The organism is Komagataeibacter sp. FNDCR2 (genome assembly GCF_021295395.1).
Lineage (GTDB): Bacteria > Pseudomonadota > Alphaproteobacteria > Acetobacterales > Acetobacteraceae > Komagataeibacter.
In genome coordinates this window covers 810,632-834,338 of the sequence record NZ_JAIWOU010000001.1, presented here as the reverse complement: position 1 = coordinate 834,338, position 23,707 = coordinate 810,632, and the positions used below count along the sequence as shown (strand labels likewise).

Below are 23,707 nucleotides of genomic sequence, written 5' to 3'. Positions count from 1 at the left end.
GCGGTCCGCTCAGTCATTCAGCGGGTAGCTGGCCATGAGCCTGCGCTGGCGCAGCCAGCTTCGCAGCATGGCCATGGCCCCACTGCTTTTCCAGCCTTCACGCCGCTTTTTCGCCCCGATGCGGAAGGTCTCGCGGTAGTGCATGAACTGCGTGGCGTAGGCCGCGCGCAGCGTGGTGCGGGCATCCCATATATGGGTGGCCTCGGAGCCGACGCCGTTGATCTCGATAATCTGGAAATCCTCGCCTTCGCGCAGGGCGGCGAGGCTGCGGGCCTTGGCGTCGATCCGCCCGAAGTGAAAATCGGGAATGTCGCGCATGATCGTGTTGACGCGCGCTTCAAGTGCCGGGGTTATGTCGATGGCGCGGTCATGGAAGATCGAGCCCTTGCAGTGATTTCCCGCAAAGACCAGCGGCAGCGACTGGCCCGCCGCCGGGACCTCATGCAGGCGCGGCTTCAGGCGGGGCAGGTAGATGTGCGGGACAAGCCGGGTGCGGCTGTCGGCATGGAGCAGTTCCTCCACCGTGGAATGGCCATCACCCGTAAGGCAGGGGACTTCCTTGTAGGTCAGGGAGGTGATGCGGCCCACCGCCTCATCGGGGTGGCGGATGTAGAACAGCCCCACTTCATGCCCGTAGGGGATCAGGTGCTGGAGCATCACGGCCACATCGCGGCCAAAGGCGGCCAGCCCCGCGCGCAGGCTTTCGGCATCGCGCATGATGCGCACGCCCGTGCCGTTGCAGCCGATATCGGGCTTGAGCACGATGGGAAAGGACAGCCCCGCCTCCTTCATCGCGGCCATGGCGCGCGGCAGGTCGTCGCTTCCGGTGGTGATCACGGCATAGGGCGCGATCCATTCCCGCGCCACATCGCCCGCCATGTCCAGAATCGAGCTTTTGCTCTCGCCGCACAGTCCCCCGGTCTCGATACGCGGGTTGGCGGCGGTGGGCAGGCTGAAATCACGGTACCGCAGCCCCAGGATGATCCAGTACAGCACGATGGGGGTATAGAAGATCCAGCCCGGCCAGAATTCGAAAGCCGAGACCGTGGGGGTGTCGGTGCGTGTGTCTGACCTGCGGTCAACGGCGGTGGTCATGTCGGTCATCGGGTCTCATTATCATGCAAACGGGCGATCATGCGGCTGATCAGGAAAATGGTCAGGACGAAACCGGCCATGCCCGCCCATTTCCATGTTCCCAGATGGTCGATCAGGAACTGCCCCACCTGTAGGGATGCCACAAACAGCAGGGATGTCCAGATCAGCGTGGCCAGGACCGCGGCGATGCAGAACAGCCCGAACCGGGCATGGAAGAAACCACATGCCGTATAAAGCGGCAAGCGCGCGCCCGGCACGAACCGGCTGATGAACACGATGCGGAACACGTTGCGATCGAACCATTTCCCTTCCCGCGCGCCGCCGGGCAGGGTGATCCACCGCCGCGCGGGCGGCCACAGCGCGCCCAGCCGGCCCATGCCGTACAGCCCCATGTCCCCCACGATGATGCCGATATAGAGCGCGACCAGCGCGACCATGATATCAACATGGCCGGTGCGCACCTGCATGGCGGTCATGATGGTCGCGGCATCTTCCAGGATGAAGGTGCCGACGATGATCGCGACGGCCTGCACGAAGGGGGAGGCGCCGGCGGCGGTCAGTGCGGACGTCAGGGATACGGGCATACGGACTGTTTCAGCGCATCCGCTGGGGATGGGAAGGAAAAACCGCAACCACGATAAGTACAAGCCCTTCGGTCGGCCCGGCAGGCGGGCAGGGGAAACATCGGCCACCGGGCCGATGCGGGAACTGCTGGTGGCGTCCTTGTGACATGCTTCGCCCATGGCCACAAACGGGAAATTATGTCGCGTATTGTATCATGTCCGTCCGGATGCGCTGATCAGTGATTGAAAGAACCGGGAGGGCGTGGCACAGCATCGGATATGCTCGACCGTCGCCGTCTCCTTCACTCCGCCGCCACCGCCTTTGCGGGGGCGGGCGCGTCGTGGCTGCTGCCCGCGCCTGCGGCGCGGGGTCAGGATGCGGCCGGGGATTACGCCGGTTTTGTCGCCAATGTCCGGCGCGAGGCGATTCGGCAGGGCCTGACGGCGGACGGGGTCACGCGCGCGCTGGCGCTGTCCGCGCCGAACCAGAAGGTGATCGAGCGTGACCGCAACCAGCCGGAATTCCACCTGACATGGGCGCAGTACCGCGCGCGCGTGCTGACGCAGCGCAAGGTGGATGACGGGCGCGCCGCCTTCGCCCGCCAGCGCGCGGTGCTGGAGCAGCAGGTCCTGACCCGTTATGATGTCTCTCCCGGCGCGGTCATGGGCATATGGGGGCTGGAATCGGCCTATGGCACGCTGACCGGCAATTTCGGCGTGGTCGATGCGCTGTGCACCCTTGCCTATGAGGGGCGGCGGGCCAGGTTCTTCCGGGGCGAACTGTTCCATGCGCTGGCCATCCTCAACGCGGGCGACATTTCCCCCGAAAGCATGACCGGCAGCTACGCCGGGGCCATGGGGCAGCCGCAGTTCATGCCCAGCGCCTACCTGAAATACGCCGTGGATATCGATGGCGACGGACGGCGCGACATCTGGCATTCCATACCCGACATATTCGGCTCCATTGCCGCCTATCTGGCCGGTTCGGGCTGGGTGGGGGGCGAAAGCTGGGGCCAGCAGGTCAGCGTGCCGGACAGCGTGGCGCAATCCGAACTGGGGCATGCCCGCACCCGTACGCTGGGGGCGTGGATGAAGATGGGCGTGCAGCAGGTGGGCGGCGCGCCGTTCGCCCGGCCCGACATGACCGGCGCGGTGCTGCGGCCGGATGGGCCGGGGGGGGAATCCTTCATGGTCTATCGCAATTTTGCCGCGATCCGCCGCTACAATCCCTCTGATTTCTATGCGCTGGCCGTCGGCCTGCTGGGAAACGAAATCGCGTGACGGCCCCGTCACCCGGCCCGTGGCACGCGCCCGGCCGGTAACTACCGGACCAAGGATACAATGTACACCCGACGTTTCCTTCTGGCTGGGGCCACCAGCTTTCTTGTATCCGCCACGGCGCTGGCGGCCCCCGCCGCGCGCCGTCGCCATCCCGCCCCGGCGGCCGATGCGGATGCGGGCGCGCCGCCGCCCGTCGCCGCCACCCCGGCGAACAGCCTGATCGGCCCGATCGACACGGTCGCGCGCTGGGCCTGCATCATCGATTACACCACGGGCGAGGTGATACTGGAAAAAGCGGCGGATGAGCGGATGCCGCCATCCTCGCTGACCAAGATGATGACGGCCTATGTCGTGTTCGGCATGCTGCGCGCGGGCAGGCTGACGCTGGAGCAGACGCTGCCCGTCAGTGAAAAGGCATGGCGGATGCAGGGGTCGAAAATGTTCGTGCCGGTGCATGGTTCCGTCAGCGTGGCCGAACTGATCCAGGGCATGGTGATCCAGTCGGGCAATGATGCGTGCATCGTGCTGGCGGAAGGGGTGGCGGGGTCCGAGGACCAGTTCGTCACCCTCATGAACACGCAGGCCGCCCAGATGGGCATGACCAACAGCCATTTCATGAATGTTACGGGCTGGCCGATGGACGGGCATTACATGTCCGCGCGGGATGTGGCGACGATCGCCATGCACCTGATCCATGACTTCCCGGAATATTATCATTTCTTCTCGGAAAAGAGTTTTACGTTCAACAAGATATCTCAGGAAAACCGCAATGCGCTGGTGGTGAAGGGCATTGCCGACGGCCTCAAGACCGGCCACACGGATGCGGGCGGCTTCGGCCTGTGCGCCAGCGCCGAGCGCGGTGGCAACCGCGTGGTCATGGCGCTGAACGGCCTGCCCAGCAGCAATGTCCGCGCGAATGAGGGGGAAAGGCTGTTCGAGTGGTCGTTCGTCAATTTCGAGAATGCGACCCTCATCCACAAGGGTACGGTCATGGACAACGCGCCCGTATGGCTGGGGCAGGCCCATAGCGTGCCGCTGGTGGCGACCCGTGACGTGACCCTTACCCTGCCGCATGGCTGGCAGAACCGGGTGCACGTAAGCATGGCGTATGACAGTCCCGTTCCCGCCCCCGTGGCCCTGGGCCAGCAGTTGGGGGAGGTGGTCATTTCCAATACGGGACTGGCTGAAATCCGCATTCCCCTCGTGGCGGGCGCAAGCGTGTCCCGGCTTGGGGTCATGGGCCGGGCGGTGGCGGTTCTGGGCCAGAAGCTGGGGCACGGATAGGCCATGGCCGGCCTGTTCATTACGTTTGAAGGGGGCGAGGGAGCGGGCAAGTCCACGCAGGCCCGCCTGCTGGCGCAGTTCCTGGCCGCGCAGGGCCATGACGTGGACCTGACGCGTGAACCCGGCGGTACGCCGGGGGCCGAGGCGCTACGGGATTTCCTGCTGTTCGGCGGTCATGACCTGTCGGCCCGGGCGGAGGTGCTGGCGCATTTCGCCGCGCGCGCGGACCATGTGGAGCGGCGTATCCTGCCCGCGCGCACGCAGGGCCGAATCGTGATCTGTGACCGCTTCATCGATTCGACCGAAGCCTATCAGGGTTATGGGCTGAGCCATGGGGACTGGGCGCTGCTGGACATGATCGAGCGCCTGCGCGCGCTGATCCCGGTGGCACCGGACCTGACCTTCGTGCTGCAGGTGCCCCCCGCTATCGCGCAGGCCCGCATGGACCAGCGCGCCAGTGCCCGCACCGACAGGTACGAGGCGCTGGACCCGGCCTTCCACGCCCGCGTGGCCGAAGGGTTTGATATCATCGCCCGCCGCGACGCCGCCCGCTGCCACCGCGTGGATGCCAGCGGCCCGATGGACAGCGTGCAGCAGGCCATCCGCACGGCGCTGGCTCCGTACCTGACCATGGCGGGCAGGGGGGCTGATGCCTGATCCGCGCACCTGCCGCCACCTGTCTGGCCATGACGTGGCGTGGCGGGAATTCCTGTCCGTCATCCGCACCGGCAGGCTGCACCATGCCTGGCTGCTGACGGGGCCGGAAGGGATTGGCAAGGCCAGCATGGCCTTCATGATGGCGCGCGTGCTGCTGGGCGCGGAAGACCATGACAGCCCCGTTGGCCGCCGGGTCAGCGCGGGCACGCATGCCGATCTGCTTGTGATCGCGCGTGGGGTGGATGAAAAACGCCACCGCCTGCGGCGCGAGATCGTGGGGGACGACATACGCCCCATTTCCGCCTTCCTGCGCCGCACGGCGGCCGAGGGCGGCTGGCGCGTGGTGATCGTGGATGGCGCGGAATACATGAACCGCACGGCGGCCAACGCCATCCTCAAAATCCTTGAGGAACCACCCGAACGCGCCATCCTGATCCTGACCACCTCCGTACCGGGGCGCCTGCTGCCCACCATCCGCAGCCGCTGCCGGGTGCTGGGGCTGGGCGCGCTGGACGATACGGCCATGCGCGCCATGCTCTCGCGCATGCCGCAGCCGCCGGATGCGCAGGGGCTGGACAGCATCCTGCCGCTGGCCCGTGGCGCGCCGGGCAAGGCGCTGGAGCTGCTTGATGGTGACGGGGCCGGGGTCGCGCGCCTTGTGGCCCAGGTCATGAATGGCGAGGCGGATGCGGGCGCGGGCTACGACATTGCCGAGCAGGTCACGAAACGGGAAAATGGTTTTTCCGTCTTTTTCGATCTGCTGTGTAATGCCATATCTGAAAAAACACGTAACCTGGCCCGCGACGCGGCCCGGACGCGTGGGAGTGATCTCCGCCCGGCCCGCCTGGCCCTGCTGTGGCAGGACATGGTACGGCTGCGCGCGGAAACCGAACAATTCAATCTGGACAGGCAGCAGGCGGTTTTAACGGCGCTTGCGCGGGTGAGTGAAACATGACACGGCGCTACTACGTCACCACACCAATCTATTACGTGAACGGGGCGCCACATATCGGCCACGCCTATACGTCCGTCGCAGCCGACGTGATTGCGCGCTTCAAGCGGCTGGCGGGGTTCGATGTCTTTTTCCTGACTGGCACGGACGAACACGGCCAGAAGGTGGAACAGGCCGCCCAGGCGGCGGGCATGGAGCCCATCGCCTTTGCCGACCGGGTGGCCGCCGATTTTCGCGACATGTACGACAAGATGGCCGTTTCGTACGATGATTTCATCCGCACGACCGAACCCCGCCACGCGGCGGGCGCATCCGCCCTGTGGAAGAAGCTGGAGGAAAACGGCCATATCTACCTTGGCGCGTACGAAGGCTGGTACGCGCTGCGCGATGAATGTTTCTACGGTGAGGATGAACTGGTCACCGGCTCCGATGGCAAGAAGGTGGCCCCCACGGGGGCGGCCGTGGAATGGGTGAAGGAGCCGTCCTATTTCTTCCGTCTCTCCGCCTTTGGCGACAGGCTGCTGGAACTGTATGAGACCCGCCCCGGCTTTATCGAACCCGCCAGCCGCCGTAACGAGGTCGCAAGCTTCGTGCGGCAGGGGCTGCGGGATCTGTCCATCAGCCGCACCAGCTTCAACTGGGGCATTCCCGTGCCGGGCGACCCGAAGCATGTGATGTATGTCTGGGTTGATGCGCTGGCCAATTACCTCTCTGCCGTGGGCTACCCGGATGAAAAGGCGGCGCGGTGGGATTTCTGGCCCGCCAGCCTGCATCTGGTCGGCAAGGACATCCTGCGCTTCCATGCCATCTACTGGCCCGCGCTGCTGATGGGGGCGGGGCTTGAACTGCCCGAGCGCGTGTTTTCGCACGGGTGGTGGACCATCGAAGGCCAGAAGATGAGCAAGTCGCTGGGCAATGTGGTGGACCCGCGTGACCTTGTGGATACCTTCGGCCTGGACCCGATCCGGTTTTTCCTGATGCGTGAAATGCCCTTTGGCGGTGACAGCGACCTCAGCCGCCGGGCCATCGTCTCGCGCATGAATGTCGAACTGGCGAACGACCTGGGCAATCTGGCCCAGCGCACGCTGTCGCAGATCGCGCGCAACTGCGACAGCGTGCTGCCCGCGCAGGGCGCCCACACGGCGGAGGACACCGCCCTGCTGGCCCCGGCCAGCCTGCTGCCCGGGATCATGCACGAGCAGATCGACCGCCAGGCCCTGACCGACGCGCTGGAGGAAGTGTGGAAGGTGATCCGTGCGTGCAACGCTTATATCGACCATCAGGCCCCGTGGAAGCTGAAGAAGACCGATAGCGCGCGCATGAGCGACGTGCTGCGCGTGCTGGCCGACGCCCTGCGCATCATCGCGACCGTGCTCCAGCCCTACATGCCCGGCAGCATGGACCGGATGCTGACCCAGCTTGGCGTGGAAAGCGATGAGCGTGATCTCGCCGCCCTCGACACGCCCCTGCCGGCGGGCCGCGTGCTGCCCGCCCCGCAGGGCGTCTTCCCCCGTTATGTTGAACCGGAGGCGACATGACCCGTACGGGACTGACTGATTCCCACTGTCATCTCGACCATTTTTCCGATGAGGAACTGCCCGAAATCCTGGACCGCGCGCGGCAGGCCGGGGTGGATGGCATGGTCACGGTCGGAACCCGGCTGTCATGCGCGGCGCGGCAGAAAAGGCTGGCGGAACTGGACCGGCCCGACCTGCGGGTATGGTGCACCATCGGCACCCATCCCGACCATGTGGCGGAGGAAACCCTGCCCGACGCCGCAACGCTTGTCGCCATGGCGGATGACCCGCGCGTGGTGGGGCTGGGTGAAAGCGGGCTGGATTACTTCCATGGGCAGGAGGATGTCCGCCCGCTACAGCAGGAAAGTTTTCGCGTGCATATCGACGCCGCGCGCCAGACCGGCCTGCCGCTGGTGATCCACACCCGTGAGGCGGATGACGACATGCTGGCGATCCTGCGTGACGAGAGCGAACGCAACGGGGCTTTTCCGTTCCTGATCCACTGCTTTTCCTCCGGGCAGGAACTGGCCCGCGGGGCGCTGGAACTGGGGGGGTATATCAGCTTTTCCGGTATCGCGACGTTCAACCGCGCGCAGTCGGTGCGGGACGTGGCCCGCGACGTGCCCGATGACCGCCTGCTGGTGGAAACCGATTCGCCCTATCTTGCCCCCGTGCCCCGGCGTGGCAAGCGTAATGAACCCGGTTACGTGGCCTATACCGCCCGCGTGCTGGCGGAACTGCGCGGGATGGAAGACGCGGCCTTTGCCGAGATGACCACGCGCAATTTCACCCGCCTGTTCAGCCACGCGGCCTGACGGCATGGAAATGATCGTCCTTGGCTGCGGGGGATCCGCTGGCGTGCCCATGCTCGGCGGCCCTGATGGGGCGGGAGACTGGGGGGAGTGCGATCCGGCCCAGCCCCGCAACCGCCGCACGCGTTCGTCCATCATCATAAATGACGGGCCGGGGCGGATGCTGCTGGTCGATACGGGGCCGGACCTGCGTGCCCAACTTTTGGCGCAGCGCATAAGCCGGGTGGACGCGGTGCTGTACACCCACGCCCATGCCGACCATATCGCAGGGCTTGATGAACTGCGGGGGGTCAACCGCGTCATCAACGGGCCATTGCCGGTCTATGGCACGGCGGAGGTGCTCGATGAGATCACGGTCCGCTTCGACTACGCCTTCCGCCCATGGACCCCGCCACGCATCATCCGCCCCATCCTTCAGGCCCATCCCGTTACCCTGCCGGTCAGGCAGGTCATGGCGGGCATGGCGGTGGACCTGTTCAGCCAGCACCATGGCTGGACCGAGACGCTGGGCCTGCGCATAGGCCCGATGGCGTACTGCACCGACGTGGTGGAGCTGGACGATGTGGCGCTCGATACGCTGCGTGGAGTCGATACATGGCTGGTGGACTGCTTCCAGCGCGTGGAACATTCCTCCCACGGGTGGCTGGAGCGGGTACTCTACTGGCGCGACATCATAAAACCCCGCCGCACCGTGCTGACCCATATGGGGCCGGACATGGACTGGGACTGGATGCAGGCCAACCTGCCCGAAGGGGTCGAGCCCGCGTATGACGGATTGCGGCTTCATGCCTGACCGCCTGTCAGGCCGGATTACGGCCAATCCGGCATATAAAACGCGAAGCATGCGCGTAATGCTTGCCAGCGCACCGTTCGCACCCTAAGAGGGTGCGCCAACGGTCGGTGACCCGAGGCGCGGGGAAGCCGCCATCTGTTGACGAGGCCCCTGCATCATGTCTTCCACCCCGAAAAATACATCCACCCCCCGCATCGAGGATCGAATCCGCGAAGCCCTGGCGTTCGACGACGTTCTGGTCGTGCCCGACGAATCGAACGTCCTGCCGTCGCAGACATCGACCCGGACGCGGCTGACCCGCAAGATCACCCTGAACATCCCGCTGGTCTCCTCGGCCATGGATACCGTGACCGAGGACAGCATGGCCATCGCCATGGCCCAGAATGGCGGGCTGGGCGTGATCCACAAGAACCTGACGATCGAACAGCAGGCCGAACAGGTCCGTCGCGTCAAGCGCTTCGAATCCGGCATGGTGGTCAATCCCGTTACGGTCTATCCCGACCAGACGCTGGCCGAAGTCAACGCGATCATGTCCCGCCACGGCATAAGCGGCCTGCCGGTCGTGGAGCGCGAGACCAACCGGCTGGTTGGCATCCTGACCAACCGCGATGTCCGCTTCGCCACCGATCCGGGGCAGCGTGTCTATGAACTCATGACGCGCGAGAACCTCGTGACCGTGCGCAACAACGCCGACCGCGATCAGGCCCGCCAGCTCCTGCACCGCCACCGGATCGAGAAGCTGCTGGTCATTGATGACGAGGATCGCTGCATCGGCCTCATCACCGTCAAGGACATGGACCGCGCCGTCCAGTATCCGCAGGCCAACAAGGACAGTCTCGGCCGCCTGCTCTGCGCCGCCGCGACCGGCGTGGGGGATGACGGCGTGGCGCGTGCGCGCGAACTCATGGCCGCGGGCGTGGATGTGCTGGTGGTCGATACCGCGCATGGCCATTCGGCGGGCGTGCTGAAAACCATCGAACGCCTGCGCGCGATCGAGAACGACATCCAGATCGTCGCCGGTAACGTTGCTACACCCGAAGCCGCCCATGCGCTGATCAACGCCGGGGCGGACTGCGTGAAGGTGGGGATCGGCCCCGGCTCCATCTGCACCACGCGCGTGGTGGCGGGGGTGGGCGTGCCGCAGTTCTCCGCCGTGATGGAAACCTCCGCCGCGTGCCATGAACTCGATGTGCCCGCCATTGCCGATGGCGGCATCCGTACCTCGGGTGATATCGTCAAGGCCATTGGCGCGGGGGCGGATGTGGTGATGATCGGCTCGCTGCTGGCCGGCACCGAGGAAGCGCCGGGCGAGGTGTTCCTGTATCAGGGCCGCACCTACAAGTCCTATCGCGGCATGGGCAGCCTTGGCGCGATGGCGCGCGGATCGGCCGACCGCTATTTCCAGCAGGAAATCAAGGACACCCACAAGATGGTCCCCGAAGGGATCGAGGGCCGCGTGGCGTACAAGGGAGCCATGGGCGCGGTGGTCCACCAGCTTGTGGGCGGCCTGCGCGCCGGTATGGGCTATACCGGCTCCGCCACGGTGGCGGACCTGCAAAAGCGCGCGCGCTTCCGCCGTATTACCGGCGCGGGCCTGCGTGAAAGCCATGTGCATGATGTCTCCATCACGCGCGAAGCCCCGAACTACCGGCAGGACTGATCCTACCGGTTTCATGACAGTAACGGTTCCATAATCCATGACACCCAGCGCACGGCTTTCCGCCGCCATTGACCTGCTTGCCGCAATGGAGGCGACGCCGCAGCGTCCGGCCGATGCGCTGGCCAACGCCTTTTTCAGGGAGCGGCGCTATATCGGCGGGGGCGACCGCCGCGCCATATCGGCGCGGGTCTGGCGCATTTTGCGCCACTGGCGGCGGCTGGAGTGGTGGATCACGCGCGCCGGCGTGCCGGTCACGCCGCGCATGCTGGCGCTGGCCATGATGGCGCTGGAGCCGGACGGAAAGGAAAACCCGCAGACCCTGTTTACAGGGGAGCGGTATGCCCCGCTGGGCCTGACCGGCCCCGAACAGGGCCTGTACAACCAGCTCCGGGGCCAGCCCGTGACCAGTGCGGACATGCCGCGCGCCGTTCGGCTGGAAGTGCCGGACTGGCTGCTGCCCCGGCTGGAGCGCACGTTCGGGGATGCGGTGGAAGCCGAGCTTGCCGCCATGGATGGCGAGGCCACGCTCGACCTGCGTGTCAACCTGCTCAAGTCGGACCGCGCCATGGCGCGCGCGGCGCTGGAGGCGGAAGGCATCCATGCCACCGATACCACCCTGTCACCCTGGGGCCTGCGTGTCGCGGGCCGCCAGCCCATCACATCCAGCGCGGCGTTTCGTGGCGGGCTGATCGAGATACAGGATGAAGGCAGCCAGCTTGTCGTCGCCGCCGTGGGCGCGCGACCGGGCATGCGGGTTCTGGACTACTGCGCGGGGGCGGCGGGCAAGACGCTGGGCATGGCCATGACCATGGAAAACCGGGGCCATATCGTGGCCTGTGATGTTTCCGAACCCCGGCTGGAGGGCGCGGTGCGCCGCCTGCGCCGCGCTGGTGTCCATAACGCCGAACGCCACCTGCTGGTCACGGGCGACCGCTGGGCGCGGCGGCGCGCGGGCAGTTTCGACCGTGTGCTGGTCGATGCGCCCTGCACGGGCACGGGCACGTGGCGGCGCAACCCCGACGCCCGCCTGCGCCTGCGTGAGCAGGACCTGCTGGAACTGAGCGCGAAACAGGCCGACATCATGGATCGCGCCGCGACACTGGTCCGTCCCGGCGGGCGCATGGTCTATGCCACCTGTTCCGTCCTGCGGGAGGAAAACACGGACCAGATCGCGGCCTTCCTGGCGCGCAATCCCGATTTTTCACTGGTTGCGCCCGATTCGGTGCATGATGACCTGCCACCGGGCCTGAGTGCCGATGGACAGGTCAGCCTCACGCCCCGGCAACACCATACGGATGGTTTTTTTGCTGCCATCATGCAGCGGAAATCCTGATATAAAATAACAGCCCCGATCATATCGCATACCTGCATGGCCAAGGCTGGCAGGGCGGCGGGGGTGTTTGCAACAACGCGGGACATGGGCATGCAGGCCACAAACCTTGCGATCGGAATTCTGTGTGTACTGGGGGGCGGCATTGCCGCCCAATGGGTGGCGTGGCGGTTTCAGATTCCGGCCATCGTGCTGCTGTTCGCGCTCGGGCTGTTTTACGGTCCGGGGCTGGGGCTGTTCCATCCGGCGGCGGCGATCGGGCCTTATTTCCATCCGCTCGTATCCATGGCCGTGGCCTTTATCGTGTTCGAGGGCGGGCTTGCGCTCGACCTGCGGCAATGGCGTGAATCGGGCGAAGGGGTGCTGCGGCTTACGGCGGCGGCCCTGCCCATCAACTGGGTGCTGGGTTCTGCCGCGGCGCATTATGTCGGGCATCTGGGCTGGGGCACGGCGTGGCTGTTCGGGGCGATCGTGGTCGTGACGGGGCCGACGGTGGTGCTGCCGCTGTTGCGCCATACCAAGCTGCAGCCACGGGTCGCGGCTTTCCTGCGGTGGGAAGCCATCGTCAACGATCCCATTGCCGCCATTCTGGCGACGCTGGTGCTGGAATGTCTCCTCATCAAGCCCTCGCACAGTCCGGGCCTGTCGCTCGCGGCGGTGGAAATCGGGCCGCACCTGCTGTTCGCGACCATGTTCGCGATTGGCTGCGGCATCTTTCCCGCCGTGCTGATCAAATTCCTCTCCTCACGCGATCTGCTGCCCGAAATCCTGCGCATTCCCATGATCCTGGCCTTCGCCATGGGGGTGGCGGCGGTGTGCAACCTCGTCATGCAGGGGGCGGGGCTGATGGCGGCCACGGTGTTCGGCATGGCGCTGGCCAACCTGCATGTGACCGGCATGGCGGAGCTGCAACGCATCAAGGAATCCCTTGGGGTGATCGTGGTGTCCTGCCTGTTCGTGGTGCTGACGGCGGATTTGCAGCGCACCGTCCTGTCGCAGCTTTCCCTGTCCATCATGGCGCTTACGTTCACGGTCATGTTCATCGTGCGGCCGCTGGGCATTTTCCTGTCCACCATCGGGGCCAACATGTCGTGGCAGGAGCGGCTGTTCGTGGGCTGGATCGCGCCGCGTGGCATCGTAGCCGCCGCCGTGTCGGGCGTGGTCGGCCTGCAGTTGCACGAAGCGGGCTACCCTGGGGCCAACCTGATCACGCCCGCCGTGTTCGCCCTGATCGCATCGACCATGATCCTGCATGGATTTTCACTGCGCCCGCTGGCGCGCGCCCTGCGACTGACGCTGTCCGATGAACCGGCCTTGGCCATAATGGGGGCCAACGCATGGTCCACCAACCTTGCCCGCGTGCTGCATGACCGGGGCATACCCGTCCTGCTGGTGGACACCTACGCCCCGGCGCTGGACAAGGCCGCGCGTTTTGGCGTGCCGGTGCTGAATGCGGAGCTGCTGTCGGTCGAAGGGCAGGAAAGCCTTGAGGAACGCCCGGCGGACTATCTCATCGCCGCAACGCCCGACGCCATCTATAACGGTCTTGTCTGCGCGCGCATGGCGCCCGATCTGGGGCGTCAGCGCGTGTTCCAGGTCAGCCCCGGCGTGGCCCGGCTGGATCTGTACCATGGGCTGAGCCGGGATTCGCGCGGCAAGGTGCTGGGGGAGCCGGGCTGGAATTTTTCACTGATCGACTCCCTCTACGCACGGGGCTGGCGCTTTGGCAGTTCCATCGTGGAGGAGCCGGAAGGCGAGGCGGGGCCGGACGGGGGGCAGGGCATGCAGTTCATGACCATCCGCAAGGGCACCGCGATCTGGATTTTCTCGGCCGAGGACGTGATGCAGACCGAGCCGGTGGCGGGCGACATCATCGTCACCTTCATGCCGCCCCAGCCCGCAGGCGCTTCCCACCCCGTGGCGGACAGCCCTATACCGGCCTGACCTCGATTTCCCCCAGCCCCGCCGCAAGCAGGCGGCGCAGTTCGGGCTCGGCCATGGCGATGCAGCCTTCCGTCGGGCCGCCACCCGTGGGGGGCAGGTGCATGAATATGGCGGACCCCGCGCCGGGGCGAACAGGGCCATCATTATAGCCAAGCACGACGATAATGTCATAAACGTGATCGTCGCGCCATAACCGCTCATGCCGCGCGGGATGGGGCAGGGTGACATGGCGGTTGTAGTCGCGATGGGTGGGGTCGTCGCACCATCCATCCAGCGGGCAGAGGGGTTCCACCGGCAGTTGACAAACTGGTGATGCCACGCGGTCCGCACGGTAGAAAACCCGCCGCAGGGGCAGAATACCGGCGGGGGTCGCATGATCGCCCTCGTTTTTCTGATTTCTGATGCCGCCCGCTCCGATCATGACCGGAACAATTGCGCGCATGCAATGCAGTTGTGCATCCAGCCCTGTATTCGTTTGCAAAATTGCGCGTATCATGAATTCCTCTGGGTTGGGCCGTATTTATGTTATCTCCGGCCCGATCTGGCCATGTACGGTGCCATGCCACGGGTTGTGGAACCGGACATGAACAGGCAAGACAGAGACTGGTCCGATAAGGGGCCGGGATTAAAGTGATAAAGAGGGTTCGATGGCAGGAGCACGTCCCATACTGATAGCGGACGACGATCAGACTTTACGTCAAATGCTCGTTGAACAGCTACAGGTTGATGGTGAATTTGAAGCGATCGAGGCCGGCTCCGTCGCCGAGGCCTGGGAAAAACTGCAGGCACCGGGCGCCCGGTTCGACGCGATCATTCTGGATGTTTCCCTGCCCGACGGGGATGGGCGCGATTTCTGCGCCGAGCTGCGCCGCAAGGGCAAGCGGATTCCCATCATCATCCTGACCGGCTCCGACGATGAGACCGATGTGGTGCGTGGGCTGGACGCCGGGGCGAATGATTATGTCGCCAAGCCGTTCCGTATTGCGGAGCTTCTGGCCCGCCTGCGCGCGCAGATGCGTATTTTTGAAAACAGCGAGGATGCGGTCTTCGCAATCGGGCCGTATATCTTCCGCCCGTCCGCCAAGCTGTTACAGGAAACGGCCAAGAACCGCCGTATCCGCCTGACGGAGAAGGAAGCCGCCATCCTGAAATTCCTGTACCGGGCCGGCACCCGCCCCGTGCCCCGCCAGGTGCTGCTGAACGAGGTCTGGGGCTACAACGCGGCTGTCACCACCCATACGCTGGAGACGCATATCTATCGCCTGCGCCAGAAGATCGAGCCCGACCCCACCAATGCGACCCTGCTGGTGACGGAAGGGGGCGGCTACCGCCTGGACCCGGAAGGCGGCAAGACGCTTCCGGTCTGACGCTTGCGGATTACAGGCTGTTATCTGACGGGCCGCCCGGCTTACGGGCGGCCCGGTCTGTTTCCGGGGTGTCTGGAAACAGCTTCCTACACGTCCAGATCAATTATGACCGGCACATGGTCGGATGGCTTGTCCCAGTCACGCGCGTCCCGCAGCACGTTCAGGCCGCGCAGGGCGGGCTGCAGGTCGGGCGTGATCCACACATGGTCCAGACGCCGCCCACGGTCGGACGCCCGCCAGTCGCGGTTGCGATAGGACCACCATGTGTAGAGCTTCTCACTGGCGGGCACGAAGTGGCGCATGGCGTCGACAAAGCCGGTGTCCTGCCATTTCAGCAGTCCCTCGGTTTCCGGCGGGGTGTGGCTCACGATCTTGAGGAGCTGTTTGTGACTCCACACATCATGTTCCAGCGGGGCGATGTTCAGGTCGCCCACCAGCACCGTGCGCCGCATGTCGCGGGCCGAGAACCACTGGCGCGCTTCCTCGATAAAGGCCAGCTTGTGCGCGAATTTGGGGTTTTCCACCGGGTCGGGAATATCGCCGCCAGCAGGTACGTAGAAATCATGCACATCAATCGCATCCGCCCCGGCGCCATGGCGTACGGCGATATGGCGGCAGTCACCACGCTGGCACCAGTCGGGTGCGTCCTCCAGCATGCTTACGGGCTGGCGTGACAGGATGGCGACCCCGTTATACCCCTTCATGCCCCGGAACACGACGTGATCAAATCCCAGCGCCCGGACCGATTCCATGGGAAACAGGGCGTCGGGCACCTTGGTTTCCTGCAGGCATACCATGTCGGGCGCCGTATCCTGGCACAGCCGGTCGAGCAGGGGCATCCGCAGGCGAAGGGAATTGATATTCCAGGTGATGATACGCATATCGGGTGCATTGCCGATCCGGCGCGGGCTGACAAGACTCTTTTTATGCCGCCGCCAGAGCGTACGAGACAAAAACAGGAACGAATTGTAAAAGGCGTCTGATATTTCGTGTGAAAAGGAAACCGGACATCCGAAACACGGAAATGCCGCAATTTGTCCACTTGTGGGGTTGACAGGGCCGGTTTTGCCCAAGGGAGCACAGGATTTCCGGTTCGGTCCGTGGGTTGTCCGATATAATTTTTATAAATCAATAAGTTAGCATTAATGATGTTTTTTTGGGCAATCCAAGTCGAGGAAAGGAAAACCGCCATCCGCACGTTTTTTTCTGCTGCTGCTCCACAGACTTATCCACATCATCGGTGGATGAACGGCTACCATCCATGACAACCGCCATTTCAGCCCCTCCGCTTCGCCCCGTGGGGGTGGAGGCGATTCACCATGCCCTCCAGACCATGCCGCAGTCCCCCGGTGTGTACCGGATGCTGGGGGCGAAGGGCGACGTGCTGTATGTGGGCAAGGCGCTGAACCTGAAAAAGCGCGTGACCTCCTACACCCATGTCAGCCGCCTGACCGAACGCCTGCGCCGGATGGTGTCCGAAACCGGCGGCATGGAAATCGTCACCACCCATACCGAGGCCGAAGCCCTGCTGCTGGAGGCCAACTATATCAAGCGCATGCAGCCGCGGTACAATATCCTGCTGCGTGACGATAAGAGTTATCCATGGATCATGCTGACGGACAAGCATGATTTTCCCCAGATCAGCAAACACCGGGGCAAGCCGGTCAAGGGCGCGTCCTACTGGGGGCCGTTCGCTTCCGCCTGGTCGGTCAACCAGACGCTCAACCTGCTCCAGCGCACCTTCCTGCTGCGGTCATGTTCGGATAGCGAGATGCACGGTCGCGCGCGTCCGTGCCTGCTGCACCAGATCCATCGCTGCTCGGCCCCCTGCGCGGACCGGATCAGCCGCGAGGACTATGCCGCGCTGGCCGATCAGGCGCGCGGTTTTCTGGCGGGCAGGAACCCGCATATGCGCGAGCAACTGGTCAGTGAGATGGAACAGGCGGCCGAGGCGCTGGAATTCGAGCGCGCCGCCGCCATCCGTGACCGCATACGCGGGCTGTCCGCGTTGCAGCAGGATTCGAGCGTGGTCAATCCGTCCACCGTGACGGATGCGGACATCATCGCCATCTGGCAGATTGCCGGTCAGTCGTGCATCCAGGTCTTTTTTGTCCGCGCGGGACGCAACAACGGCAACCGCGCCTTTTTTCCCAGTCATGCGCGCGACGAGAACGCCCCCGATGTGCTCGCCGCCTTCATCGCCCAGTTTTATGACGACAAGCCCCCCCCGCCGCAGGTTCTGGTCAATCAGGACCTGCCCGAGCACGACGTGCTGGCAGCGGCGCTGGGCCTGCGCCGGGGGCGCAAGGTGGAGATCATCCACCCACGGCGCGGGGAAAAACGCGGCGTGATCGACCATGCCGAAATCAACGCGCGCGAAGCACTGGAGCGCCGGCTGGCCGAAAGCGCGGGGCAGGCCCGCCTGCTCCAGGGGGTGGCCGACCTGTTCGGGCTGGATGCGCCGCCCGCGCGAATCGAAACCTATGACAACAGTCACATCATGGGTGCCAACGCCTATGGCGTGATGGTGGTGGCCGGGCCGGAGGGGTTCGAGAAACGCGCCTACCGCAAATTTGCCATCAAGGGGCCGGTTACGCCGGGCGATGACTTCGCCATGATGCGCGAAGTGCTGGAACGGCGCTTTCGCCGCGCACTGCGTGACCGCGAGGAAGGCAACCGTCCCGGTGACTGGCCCGACATCCTGCTGATCGACGGCGGGGCCGGGCAGTATTCCGCCGTGCGGGCGGTGCTGGACGATCTGGGCGTGACCGGCGTGACGCTGGTGGCCATTGCCAAGGGGCCGGATCGTGACGCGGGGCGGGAGTGGTTTCATACCGCTGATCGCCCGCCCTTCCAGCTCCCGCCGCGTGATCCGGTGCTGTACTATCTCCAGCGCCTGCGCGACGAGGCTCACCGCTTCGCCATCACGACGCACCGCGCGGGGCGGTCCAAAACGCTGGTGCGCTCGGAACTGGACGATATTCCCGGCGTTGGTCCGGCACGCAAGCGCGCGCTGCTCAACCATTTCGGTTCGGCGCGCAGCGTGCGGCAGGCGGGCCTGGGGGAACTGGAAAGCGCGCCGGGCATCAACCGCGACATGGCGCGGGCCATATACGGATATTTCCACCCCGACTGGACAGGAGACTGAACGGCTGTCATGCAGATGTGAGCGCAGAACCTGCCTGACAGGCGTTATCGGTATTTCGACTTTCCTCCATCCTTGGTTATAGCTGTACAGACATGCTTACCGACCTGCCCAATCTTCTGACCCTGTCCCGCATTGTCGTGGTTCCCATTGTCGTGGGGCTGGTTGTCCTGCATACGCCCCAGACCGACTGCGCGGCCTGCGTGCTGTTCATCCTGGCCGGAATTACCGATTATCTGGACGGAAAGCTCGCCCGGGCGTGGAACCAGAATTCGGATCTCGGGCGCATGCTCGACCCGATCGCGGACAAGCTGCTGGTGGGCGCGTCGCTCATGGTCATGGCGGGGCTGGGGCGGCTGCCCTATGGTTGCCTGTATCCGGCCATCATCATTCTCTCGCGTGAGATTCTGGTCAGCGGCCTGCGGGAATATCTGGCCGCGACACGGGTGGGGCTGCCGGTCACGAAACTGGCGAAGTGGAAAACCGGATTCCAGATGACGGCCATCGGCTTCCTGCTGGCGGGGGACAGCACGGCGGTCCTGCTGCACATGGGCTGGCTGCCGGTTGATGCGCTGGGGGCGGTGATGATGTGGGTCGCGGCGGCGCTGACGCTCATCACCGGGTGGGACTATCTTTCCACCGGGCTGCGGCATGTCAACGCGACCGATCCCGGCGCCACGAAATTATCTTCCTGACCTACATGAAAAATTAACGCCCGCCATGGTTGCTCTCTGTGGCGGGAATGATGCCCGCGATTACCGGATCGGTAAGGGGGGCCATGGTGCGCAACGTGATGGTGCTGTTATTGCTGGCGGGGCTGGCCGGATGCGGGGGATTCGGCAAAATCCTGTCTGACAATACCGAACTGCCCGGCAGCCTGCCCAACACCCCGCGCGCGGAGGGGGAGAACATGCGCCGCGTGGTGGGGCAGGCCCCGCAGGTGCTGCCGATCATGCCGCAGGAGCGCAACATCTGGCCGGTCATTCCCGCCACGGGGCAGGCGATGCTGGCCATGGATGCCGGCACCTTCCGGTCGCCCACGCCCCTGGATGCGCCGGACCTGCCGGCAGGGGGGGAGATGCAGATCGGCAACGATGGCGTGCAGCTTGTCCTGCCTGGGCGGGATTCCCATGTTTCCACATTGTCTTCACCAGCGCCCGCGACGCATAAGAGCGTGTCGGATGCGGCCATCGTCGTTCCCAATGGCGATGGCACCAATACCGTGGTCGGCCCGGACGGCACGGTTCGGGAACAGCGGGCCGACTGATGGCGCGTATCCGCCGGTCATGGTCGGCCACAGGGGAGAGGGAACCGGAATGCTGCACATTCTCTATTTTGCATGGTTGCGCGACCGGCTGGGTCGCTCTGACGAGAGCGTGGCCCTGCCGGAAAACGCGCGTTCCGTACAGGATCTGATTACGCAGCTCCGCGCCCGTGGCGGGGAATACGGGGCGGTCTTCGCCCGGCCGGAGCAGATTCGCGTGGCCGTCAACCAGCGCTTCGCCACGGTTACGGATCCCATCGCCGCCAATGATGAAATTGCCTTCTTCCCCCCGGTTACGGGGGGCTGAGACATATGCCCCCCGTCACCATCCGCGTTCAGCCCGACCCTTTCGACATCACCCACGAGACCGCGCTGCTGCTGCGCGGGCAGGATACGGTGGGGGGTGTCGCGGCGTTTACCGGCATTGTCCGTGGGGGGAATGATCTGGTGGCGCTGGAACTGGAACATTATCCCGGCATGACCGAGTCCCAGATGCGGCGGATCGCCGAATCGGCATGTGAGCGATTCGGGCTGGTGGGCTGCACGGTCATCCATCGGGTGGGACGGCTGGAGGTGGGCACGCCCATCGTGCTGGTGCTGTGCGCGTCGGCGCATCGGGGGGCGGCCTTCGATGCGACTGAATTCGTTATGGACTGGCTCAAGACGCGTGCCCCGTTCTGGAAGCGTGAGGTGTTCGCCACCGGGCGCAGCGCATGGGTCGAGGCCCGTGCGGACGACGATGCCGCCGCCGCGCGATGGGATGAAATCATGGCGCCGCCGGGGGCGGAAATTAAAAAATAATCTGCCGCAATCATTGCTTGACCAAGGTCGGCCGCTGAGTCGGAAGAACGCTCCACATTTTTATCCACCACATTATGTAGTGCATTTCAGGGTCGGATGGCCCATATATAGGGGCATATCGTAAAACCTTCCCCCAACCTCCCAGGGTCGCGACAAACCCTGCGGGTTGGCATGAGTCGAGTACGGAGAAAGTATATGGTCCTGGATGACGTATCCGGCGGCATGTCTGATTGTTCTGCCAGCGGGGACGATACCGTCCAGGGAAAGGACAGTACCACAATGTCTGACATGCTGGATAACGTGGTCCAGTTGCCCGGTCATCATCCTGTACGCGTGGACCATTCCCGCGATTCGCTGCTGACGGCATTTGGCAAGGCCACGCTTGATAACCGCTATCTGCTGCCGGGGGAGAGTTATCAGGACCTGTTCGGTCGTGTGGCTTCCTATTACGGGGCGAACCCCGCCCATGCCCAGCGGCTGTATGACTACATTTCCCGTCACTGGTTCATGCCCGCGACACCCGTGCTGTCCAATGGCGGCACGACGCGCGGCCTGCCCATTTCGTGCTTCCTGAACGAAGCCAATGACAGCCTGCGCGGCATCGTGGATCTGTGGAACGAGAATGTCTGGCTGGCCTCGAAGGGCGGCGGCATCGGCTCCTACTGGGGCAACCTGCGCTCGATTGGCGAGAACGTGGGCCGCAATGGCAAGACCTCGGGCGTGATCCCGTTCATCCGGGTCATGGACAGCCTGACGCTGGCCATAAGCCAGGGGTCGCTGCGTCGCGGCTCGGCGGCGGTGTACCTGCCGGTCTGGCACCCCGAGATCGAGGAATTCATCGAACTGCGCCGCCCCACCGGCGGCGACCCCAACCGCAAGGCGCTCAACCTGCACCATGGCGTGCTGGTGCCCGACGCCTTCATGCGCGCCGTGGCGGATGATGCGGAATGGGCGCTGCTTTCACCCAAGGACAAGACGGTCATCCGCAAGATCTCGGCCCGCGCGCTGTGGATCCGGATCCTGACCGCACGCATGGAGCAGGGTGAGCCGTACATCATCTATTCCGACCATGTGAACAACGCGCGCCCCGAACACCACAAGCTGGCGGGGCTGGAGGTCAAGACTTCCAACCTGTGCGCGGAAATCACGCTGCCGACCGGGATGGACCAGCACGGGCGCGAGCGCACGGCGGTGTGCTGCCTGTCGTCGCTCAACCTTGAGACATGGGACGAGTGGAAGGACAATCCGCAGTTCATCGAGGACGTGATGCTGTTCCTCGACAACGTGCTGCAGGACTTCATCGACCGCGCGCCCGACGACATGGAGCGCGCGCGCTACGCCGCCATGCGCGAACGTTCGGTCGGGCTGGGGGTGATGGGCTTCCATACCTTCCTTCAGGCCAATAACGTGCCGTTTGAAAGTGTGGTGGCCAAGGTCTGGAACCGCAAGATTTTCAAGCATATCCGCGAACAGGCGGATGCGGCGTCACGCAAGCTGGCGGAAGAGCGCGGCCCATGCCCCGACGCCGCCGATTATGGCGTGATGGAACGGTTCTCGAACAAGATGGCCATCGCGCCCACGGCGTCGATTTCCATTATCGCGGGCAATGCCAGCCCCGGGATCGAGCCGATCGCCGCCAATGTGTTCCTGCAGAAGACCCTGTCCGGCTCGTTCACCGTGCGCAACCGCCATCTCGACCGCCTGCTGACCGAAAAGGGGCAGAATACGAGCGAGATATGGTCTTCCATCACGCTGAACAAGGGGAGCGTCCAGCATCTGGACTTCCTGACCCAGCAGGAAAAGGACGTGTTCAAGACCGCCTTCGAACTCGACCAGCGCTGGGTGATCGAACATGCGGCCGACCGTGCGCCCTTCGTCTGCCAGGCGCAGTCGATCAACATCTTCCTGCCCGCCGACGTGCACAAGCGTGACCTGCACCAGATTCACTACATGGCGTGGAAGCGGGGGGTGAAGTCGCTCTATTACTGCCGTTCGCTTTCTATCCAGCGTGCCGATGCGGTCAGCGACGGACAAGAAAAGCGCGACATGACACGCAATGAGGGCAACCTGCCCGCCACGGCGGCCCCCGCGGCCCCGACTTCTTCTTCCGATTACGAGGAATGCCTTGCCTGCCAGTAAGGCAGGGCATTTTCCTTCTGACGTATTATTTTCTGTGCTGTCCGCCCCGTTCGGGGTGGACAGTGCATAGCAATGTACAGGACAGGCACGGCCATGACCGATAAAGCCCCCGGCGCAGATGCCCAGACCGAACAGGCTTCCAGCCTGCTGACCGCCAACCCCGTTTACAAGCCGTTCCGCTATCCATGGGCGTATGATGCGTGGCTGACGCAGCAGCGCGTCCACTGGCTGCCCGAGGAAGTGCCGCTGGCCGATGACGTGAAGGACTGGCACCGCACCCTGAACGAGGGCGAACAGCATCTGGTCACGCAGATCTTCCGCTTCTTCACCCAGGCGGATGTGGAAGTGAACAACTGCTACATGAAGCAGTACAGCCAGGTGTTCAAACCGACCGAAGTGCTGATGATGCTCTCGGCCTTTTCCAATATCGAGACCATCCACATCGCTGCGTACAGCCATCTGCTCGATACCATCGGCATGCCGGAGACCGAGTATTCCGCTTTCCTTAAATACAAGGAAATGAAGGATAAATATGACTACATGCAGCAGTTCTCGGTAAAAGATAAGTACCAGATCGCCCGCACGCTGGCGGCGTTTGGCGCGTTTACCGAAGGGCTCCAGCTTTTCGCCTCCTTCGCCATCCTGCTCAACTTCCCCCGGCACAACAAGCTCAAGGGCATGGGGCAGATCGTGTCATGGTCCGTGCGTGACGAATCCCTGCACTGTGATTCGATGGCGCGGCTGTTCCGGGTGTTCGTGCATGAAAACCCCGAAATCTGGACCGACGCGCTGCGCGACGACATTGCCCAGATCTGCCGTGATATTGTCGAACATGAAGACGCCTTCATCGACCTGTCTTTCGAGATGGGGCCGGTCGAGGGACTCAACGCCATGCAGGTCAAGGAATACATCCGCTTTGTCGCCAACCGCCGTCTTGGCCAGCTTGGGCTTGATGGCATCTATGACATCGCGGTCAATCCGCTGCCGTGGGTGGATGAAATGGTCAATGCGGTCGAGCATGCCAATTTCTTTGAAAACCGTGCGACGGAATACAGCCGCGCCTCCACCACCGGCACGTGGGACGAAGCCTTTGCGGATTGAGG

The 23,707-nt window shown here is 64.3% G+C and carries 22 protein-coding genes; 18 read left to right on the top strand and 4 right to left on the bottom strand.

The genetic code is table 11. From position 1 onward, the window contains the following. Nucleotides 1-9: 9 nt before the first annotated feature. Both LDL28_RS03800 and LDL28_RS03795 read right to left on the bottom strand, forming a co-directional pair. Entirely contained in the window at nt 10-1,104 is a 1,095-nt protein-coding gene (locus LDL28_RS03800; protein ID WP_233057285.1) for a D-alanine--D-alanine ligase, read from the bottom strand. After that, the gene (locus LDL28_RS03795) at nt 1,101-1,679 is read right to left on the bottom strand and encodes a DedA family protein (RefSeq protein ID WP_233057284.1); all 579 of its coding nucleotides are present in this window, start codon (nt 1,677-1,679) and stop codon (nt 1,101-1,103) included. The genes LDL28_RS03800 and LDL28_RS03795 overlap by 4 nt, the downstream gene beginning before the upstream one ends. A 258-nt stretch (nt 1,680-1,937) precedes the next feature. Here LDL28_RS03795 and LDL28_RS03790 point away from each other — a divergent pair, with 258 nt between their 5' ends. The 10 genes from LDL28_RS03790 (at nt 1,938) to LDL28_RS03745 (ending at nt 13,888) form a co-directional block, all read left to right on the top strand. Beyond that, nucleotides 1,938-2,939, top strand: coding sequence for a lytic transglycosylase domain-containing protein (locus LDL28_RS03790; RefSeq protein ID WP_233057283.1), 1,002 nt, complete (start codon nt 1,938-1,940; stop codon nt 2,937-2,939). A 60-nt stretch (nt 2,940-2,999) separates the two neighbouring features. Further along, entirely contained in the window at nt 3,000-4,223 is a 1,224-nt protein-coding gene (locus LDL28_RS03785) for a D-alanyl-D-alanine carboxypeptidase family protein (protein ID WP_233057282.1), read from the top strand. A gap of 3 nt (nt 4,224-4,226) precedes the next feature. Further along, nucleotides 4,227-4,880: a dTMP kinase gene (tmk, locus tag LDL28_RS03780; protein ID WP_233057281.1), complete on the top strand. Its 654-nt coding sequence runs from the start codon at nt 4,227-4,229 to the stop codon at nt 4,878-4,880. Continuing rightward, entirely contained in the window at nt 4,873-5,835 is a 963-nt protein-coding gene (locus LDL28_RS03775; protein WP_233057280.1) for a DNA polymerase III subunit delta', read from the top strand. Before tmk ends, LDL28_RS03775 begins: the two co-directional genes overlap by 8 nt. Then, nucleotides 5,832-7,370, top strand: coding sequence for a methionine--tRNA ligase (gene metG, locus LDL28_RS03770; protein WP_233057279.1), 1,539 nt, complete (start codon nt 5,832-5,834; stop codon nt 7,368-7,370). Before LDL28_RS03775 ends, metG begins: the two co-directional genes overlap by 4 nt. Beyond that, on the top strand, nt 7,367-8,164 hold the full coding sequence (locus LDL28_RS03765; protein WP_233057278.1) for a TatD family hydrolase: 798 nt from the start codon (nt 7,367-7,369) through the stop codon (nt 8,162-8,164). The genes metG and LDL28_RS03765 overlap by 4 nt, the downstream gene beginning before the upstream one ends. A gap of 4 nt (nt 8,165-8,168) precedes the next feature. Continuing rightward, entirely contained in the window at nt 8,169-8,954 is a 786-nt protein-coding gene (locus tag LDL28_RS03760; RefSeq protein ID WP_233057277.1) for an MBL fold metallo-hydrolase, read from the top strand. Nucleotides 8,955-9,111: 157 nt separating this feature from the next. After that, a complete protein-coding gene (guaB, locus tag LDL28_RS03755) occupies nt 9,112-10,614 on the top strand; it encodes an IMP dehydrogenase (RefSeq protein ID WP_233057276.1) in 1,503 nt (500 codons plus the stop codon). Nucleotides 10,615-10,651: 37 nt separating this feature from the next. Continuing rightward, entirely contained in the window at nt 10,652-11,947 is a 1,296-nt protein-coding gene (locus LDL28_RS03750; protein ID WP_233057275.1) for an RsmB/NOP family class I SAM-dependent RNA methyltransferase, read from the top strand. 90 nt (nt 11,948-12,037) lie between these two features. Next, nucleotides 12,038-13,888: a sodium:proton antiporter gene (locus tag LDL28_RS03745; RefSeq protein ID WP_233057274.1), complete on the top strand. Its 1,851-nt coding sequence runs from the start codon at nt 12,038-12,040 to the stop codon at nt 13,886-13,888. Here the strand turns inward: LDL28_RS03745 and LDL28_RS03740 are convergent. Further along, nucleotides 13,875-14,330, bottom strand: a complete 456-nt coding sequence (locus LDL28_RS03740) for a L,D-transpeptidase (RefSeq protein WP_233057273.1) — start codon at nt 14,328-14,330, stop codon at nt 13,875-13,877. The two genes, LDL28_RS03745 and LDL28_RS03740, sit on opposite strands and share 14 nt — an antisense overlap. Nucleotides 14,331-14,535: 205 nt before the next feature. On the opposite strand from LDL28_RS03740, the gene LDL28_RS03735 reads away from it, so the two are divergent. After that, nucleotides 14,536-15,255 (top strand): response regulator transcription factor, encoded by a 720-nt coding sequence (locus LDL28_RS03735; RefSeq protein ID WP_183479290.1) that lies wholly within the window; start codon nt 14,536-14,538, stop codon nt 15,253-15,255. Nucleotides 15,256-15,341: 86 nt separating this feature from the next. Here the strand turns inward: LDL28_RS03735 and LDL28_RS03730 are convergent, their stop codons facing one another. Then, on the bottom strand, nt 15,342-16,136 hold the full coding sequence (locus LDL28_RS03730; RefSeq protein WP_233057272.1) for an exodeoxyribonuclease III: 795 nt from the start codon (nt 16,134-16,136) through the stop codon (nt 15,342-15,344). A 380-nt stretch (nt 16,137-16,516) separates the two neighbouring features. Between LDL28_RS03730 and uvrC the strand changes: the two genes are divergently transcribed. The 7 genes from uvrC to LDL28_RS03695 all read left to right on the top strand — a co-directional run bounded on the left by uvrC (nt 16,517) and on the right by LDL28_RS03695 (nt 23,705). Further along, complete coding sequence (gene uvrC, locus LDL28_RS03725) at nt 16,517-18,403, top strand: excinuclease ABC subunit UvrC (protein ID WP_233057271.1); 1,887 nt, start codon at nt 16,517-16,519, stop codon at nt 18,401-18,403. 92 nt (nt 18,404-18,495) lie between these two features. After that, complete coding sequence (pgsA, locus tag LDL28_RS03720) at nt 18,496-19,095, top strand: CDP-diacylglycerol--glycerol-3-phosphate 3-phosphatidyltransferase (RefSeq protein WP_233057270.1); 600 nt, start codon at nt 18,496-18,498, stop codon at nt 19,093-19,095. 50 nt (nt 19,096-19,145) lie between these two features. Beyond that, complete coding sequence (locus LDL28_RS03715) at nt 19,146-19,667, top strand: hypothetical protein (protein ID WP_233057269.1); 522 nt, start codon at nt 19,146-19,148, stop codon at nt 19,665-19,667. Nucleotides 19,668-19,716: 49 nt separating this feature from the next. Continuing rightward, nucleotides 19,717-19,971, top strand: a complete 255-nt coding sequence (gene moaD / locus LDL28_RS03710; RefSeq protein WP_233057268.1) for a molybdopterin converting factor subunit 1 — start codon at nt 19,717-19,719, stop codon at nt 19,969-19,971. A 5-nt stretch (nt 19,972-19,976) separates the two neighbouring features. Next, nucleotides 19,977-20,465, top strand: a complete 489-nt coding sequence (locus LDL28_RS03705) for a molybdenum cofactor biosynthesis protein MoaE (RefSeq protein ID WP_233057267.1) — start codon at nt 19,977-19,979, stop codon at nt 20,463-20,465. A 279-nt stretch (nt 20,466-20,744) separates the two neighbouring features. After that, complete coding sequence (locus LDL28_RS03700; RefSeq protein WP_233057266.1) at nt 20,745-22,604, top strand: ribonucleoside-diphosphate reductase subunit alpha; 1,860 nt, start codon at nt 20,745-20,747, stop codon at nt 22,602-22,604. Nucleotides 22,605-22,697: 93 nt separating this feature from the next. Further along, on the top strand, nt 22,698-23,705 hold the full coding sequence (locus tag LDL28_RS03695; RefSeq protein WP_233057265.1) for a ribonucleotide-diphosphate reductase subunit beta: 1,008 nt from the start codon (nt 22,698-22,700) through the stop codon (nt 23,703-23,705). Nucleotides 23,706-23,707: the final 2 nt, after the last annotated feature.

Bases quoted from the DNA above. Each gene is read 5' to 3' on its own strand.
- LDL28_RS03800 (WP_233057285.1), bottom strand. From the start codon at position 1,104: ATGACCGACATGACCACCGCCGTTGACCGCAGGTCAGACACACGCACC.
- LDL28_RS03795 (WP_233057284.1), bottom strand. From the start codon at position 1,679: ATGCCCGTATCCCTGACGTCCGCACTGACCGCCGCCGGCGCCTCCCCC.
- LDL28_RS03790 (WP_233057283.1), top strand. From the start codon at position 1,938: ATGCTCGACCGTCGCCGTCTCCTTCACTCCGCCGCCACCGCCTTTGCG.
- LDL28_RS03785 (WP_233057282.1), top strand. From the start codon at position 3,000: ATGTACACCCGACGTTTCCTTCTGGCTGGGGCCACCAGCTTTCTTGTA.
- tmk (WP_233057281.1), top strand. From the start codon at position 4,227: ATGGCCGGCCTGTTCATTACGTTTGAAGGGGGCGAGGGAGCGGGCAAG.
- LDL28_RS03775 (WP_233057280.1), top strand. From the start codon at position 4,873: ATGCCTGATCCGCGCACCTGCCGCCACCTGTCTGGCCATGACGTGGCG.
- metG (WP_233057279.1), top strand. From the start codon at position 5,832: ATGACACGGCGCTACTACGTCACCACACCAATCTATTACGTGAACGGG.
- LDL28_RS03765 (WP_233057278.1), top strand. From the start codon at position 7,367: ATGACCCGTACGGGACTGACTGATTCCCACTGTCATCTCGACCATTTT.
- LDL28_RS03760 (WP_233057277.1), top strand. From the start codon at position 8,169: ATGGAAATGATCGTCCTTGGCTGCGGGGGATCCGCTGGCGTGCCCATG.
- guaB (WP_233057276.1), top strand. From the start codon at position 9,112: ATGTCTTCCACCCCGAAAAATACATCCACCCCCCGCATCGAGGATCGA.
- LDL28_RS03750 (WP_233057275.1), top strand. From the start codon at position 10,652: ATGACACCCAGCGCACGGCTTTCCGCCGCCATTGACCTGCTTGCCGCA.
- LDL28_RS03745 (WP_233057274.1), top strand. From the start codon at position 12,038: ATGCAGGCCACAAACCTTGCGATCGGAATTCTGTGTGTACTGGGGGGC.
- LDL28_RS03740 (WP_233057273.1), bottom strand. From the start codon at position 14,330: ATGCGCGCAATTGTTCCGGTCATGATCGGAGCGGGCGGCATCAGAAAT.
- LDL28_RS03735 (WP_183479290.1), top strand. From the start codon at position 14,536: ATGGCAGGAGCACGTCCCATACTGATAGCGGACGACGATCAGACTTTA.
- LDL28_RS03730 (WP_233057272.1), bottom strand. From the start codon at position 16,136: ATGCGTATCATCACCTGGAATATCAATTCCCTTCGCCTGCGGATGCCC.
- uvrC (WP_233057271.1), top strand. From the start codon at position 16,517: ATGACAACCGCCATTTCAGCCCCTCCGCTTCGCCCCGTGGGGGTGGAG.
- pgsA (WP_233057270.1), top strand. From the start codon at position 18,496: ATGCTTACCGACCTGCCCAATCTTCTGACCCTGTCCCGCATTGTCGTG.
- LDL28_RS03715 (WP_233057269.1), top strand. From the start codon at position 19,146: ATGCCCGCGATTACCGGATCGGTAAGGGGGGCCATGGTGCGCAACGTG.
- moaD (WP_233057268.1), top strand. From the start codon at position 19,717: ATGCTGCACATTCTCTATTTTGCATGGTTGCGCGACCGGCTGGGTCGC.
- LDL28_RS03705 (WP_233057267.1), top strand. From the start codon at position 19,977: ATGCCCCCCGTCACCATCCGCGTTCAGCCCGACCCTTTCGACATCACC.
- LDL28_RS03700 (WP_233057266.1), top strand. From the start codon at position 20,745: ATGTCTGACATGCTGGATAACGTGGTCCAGTTGCCCGGTCATCATCCT.
- LDL28_RS03695 (WP_233057265.1), top strand. From the start codon at position 22,698: ATGACCGATAAAGCCCCCGGCGCAGATGCCCAGACCGAACAGGCTTCC.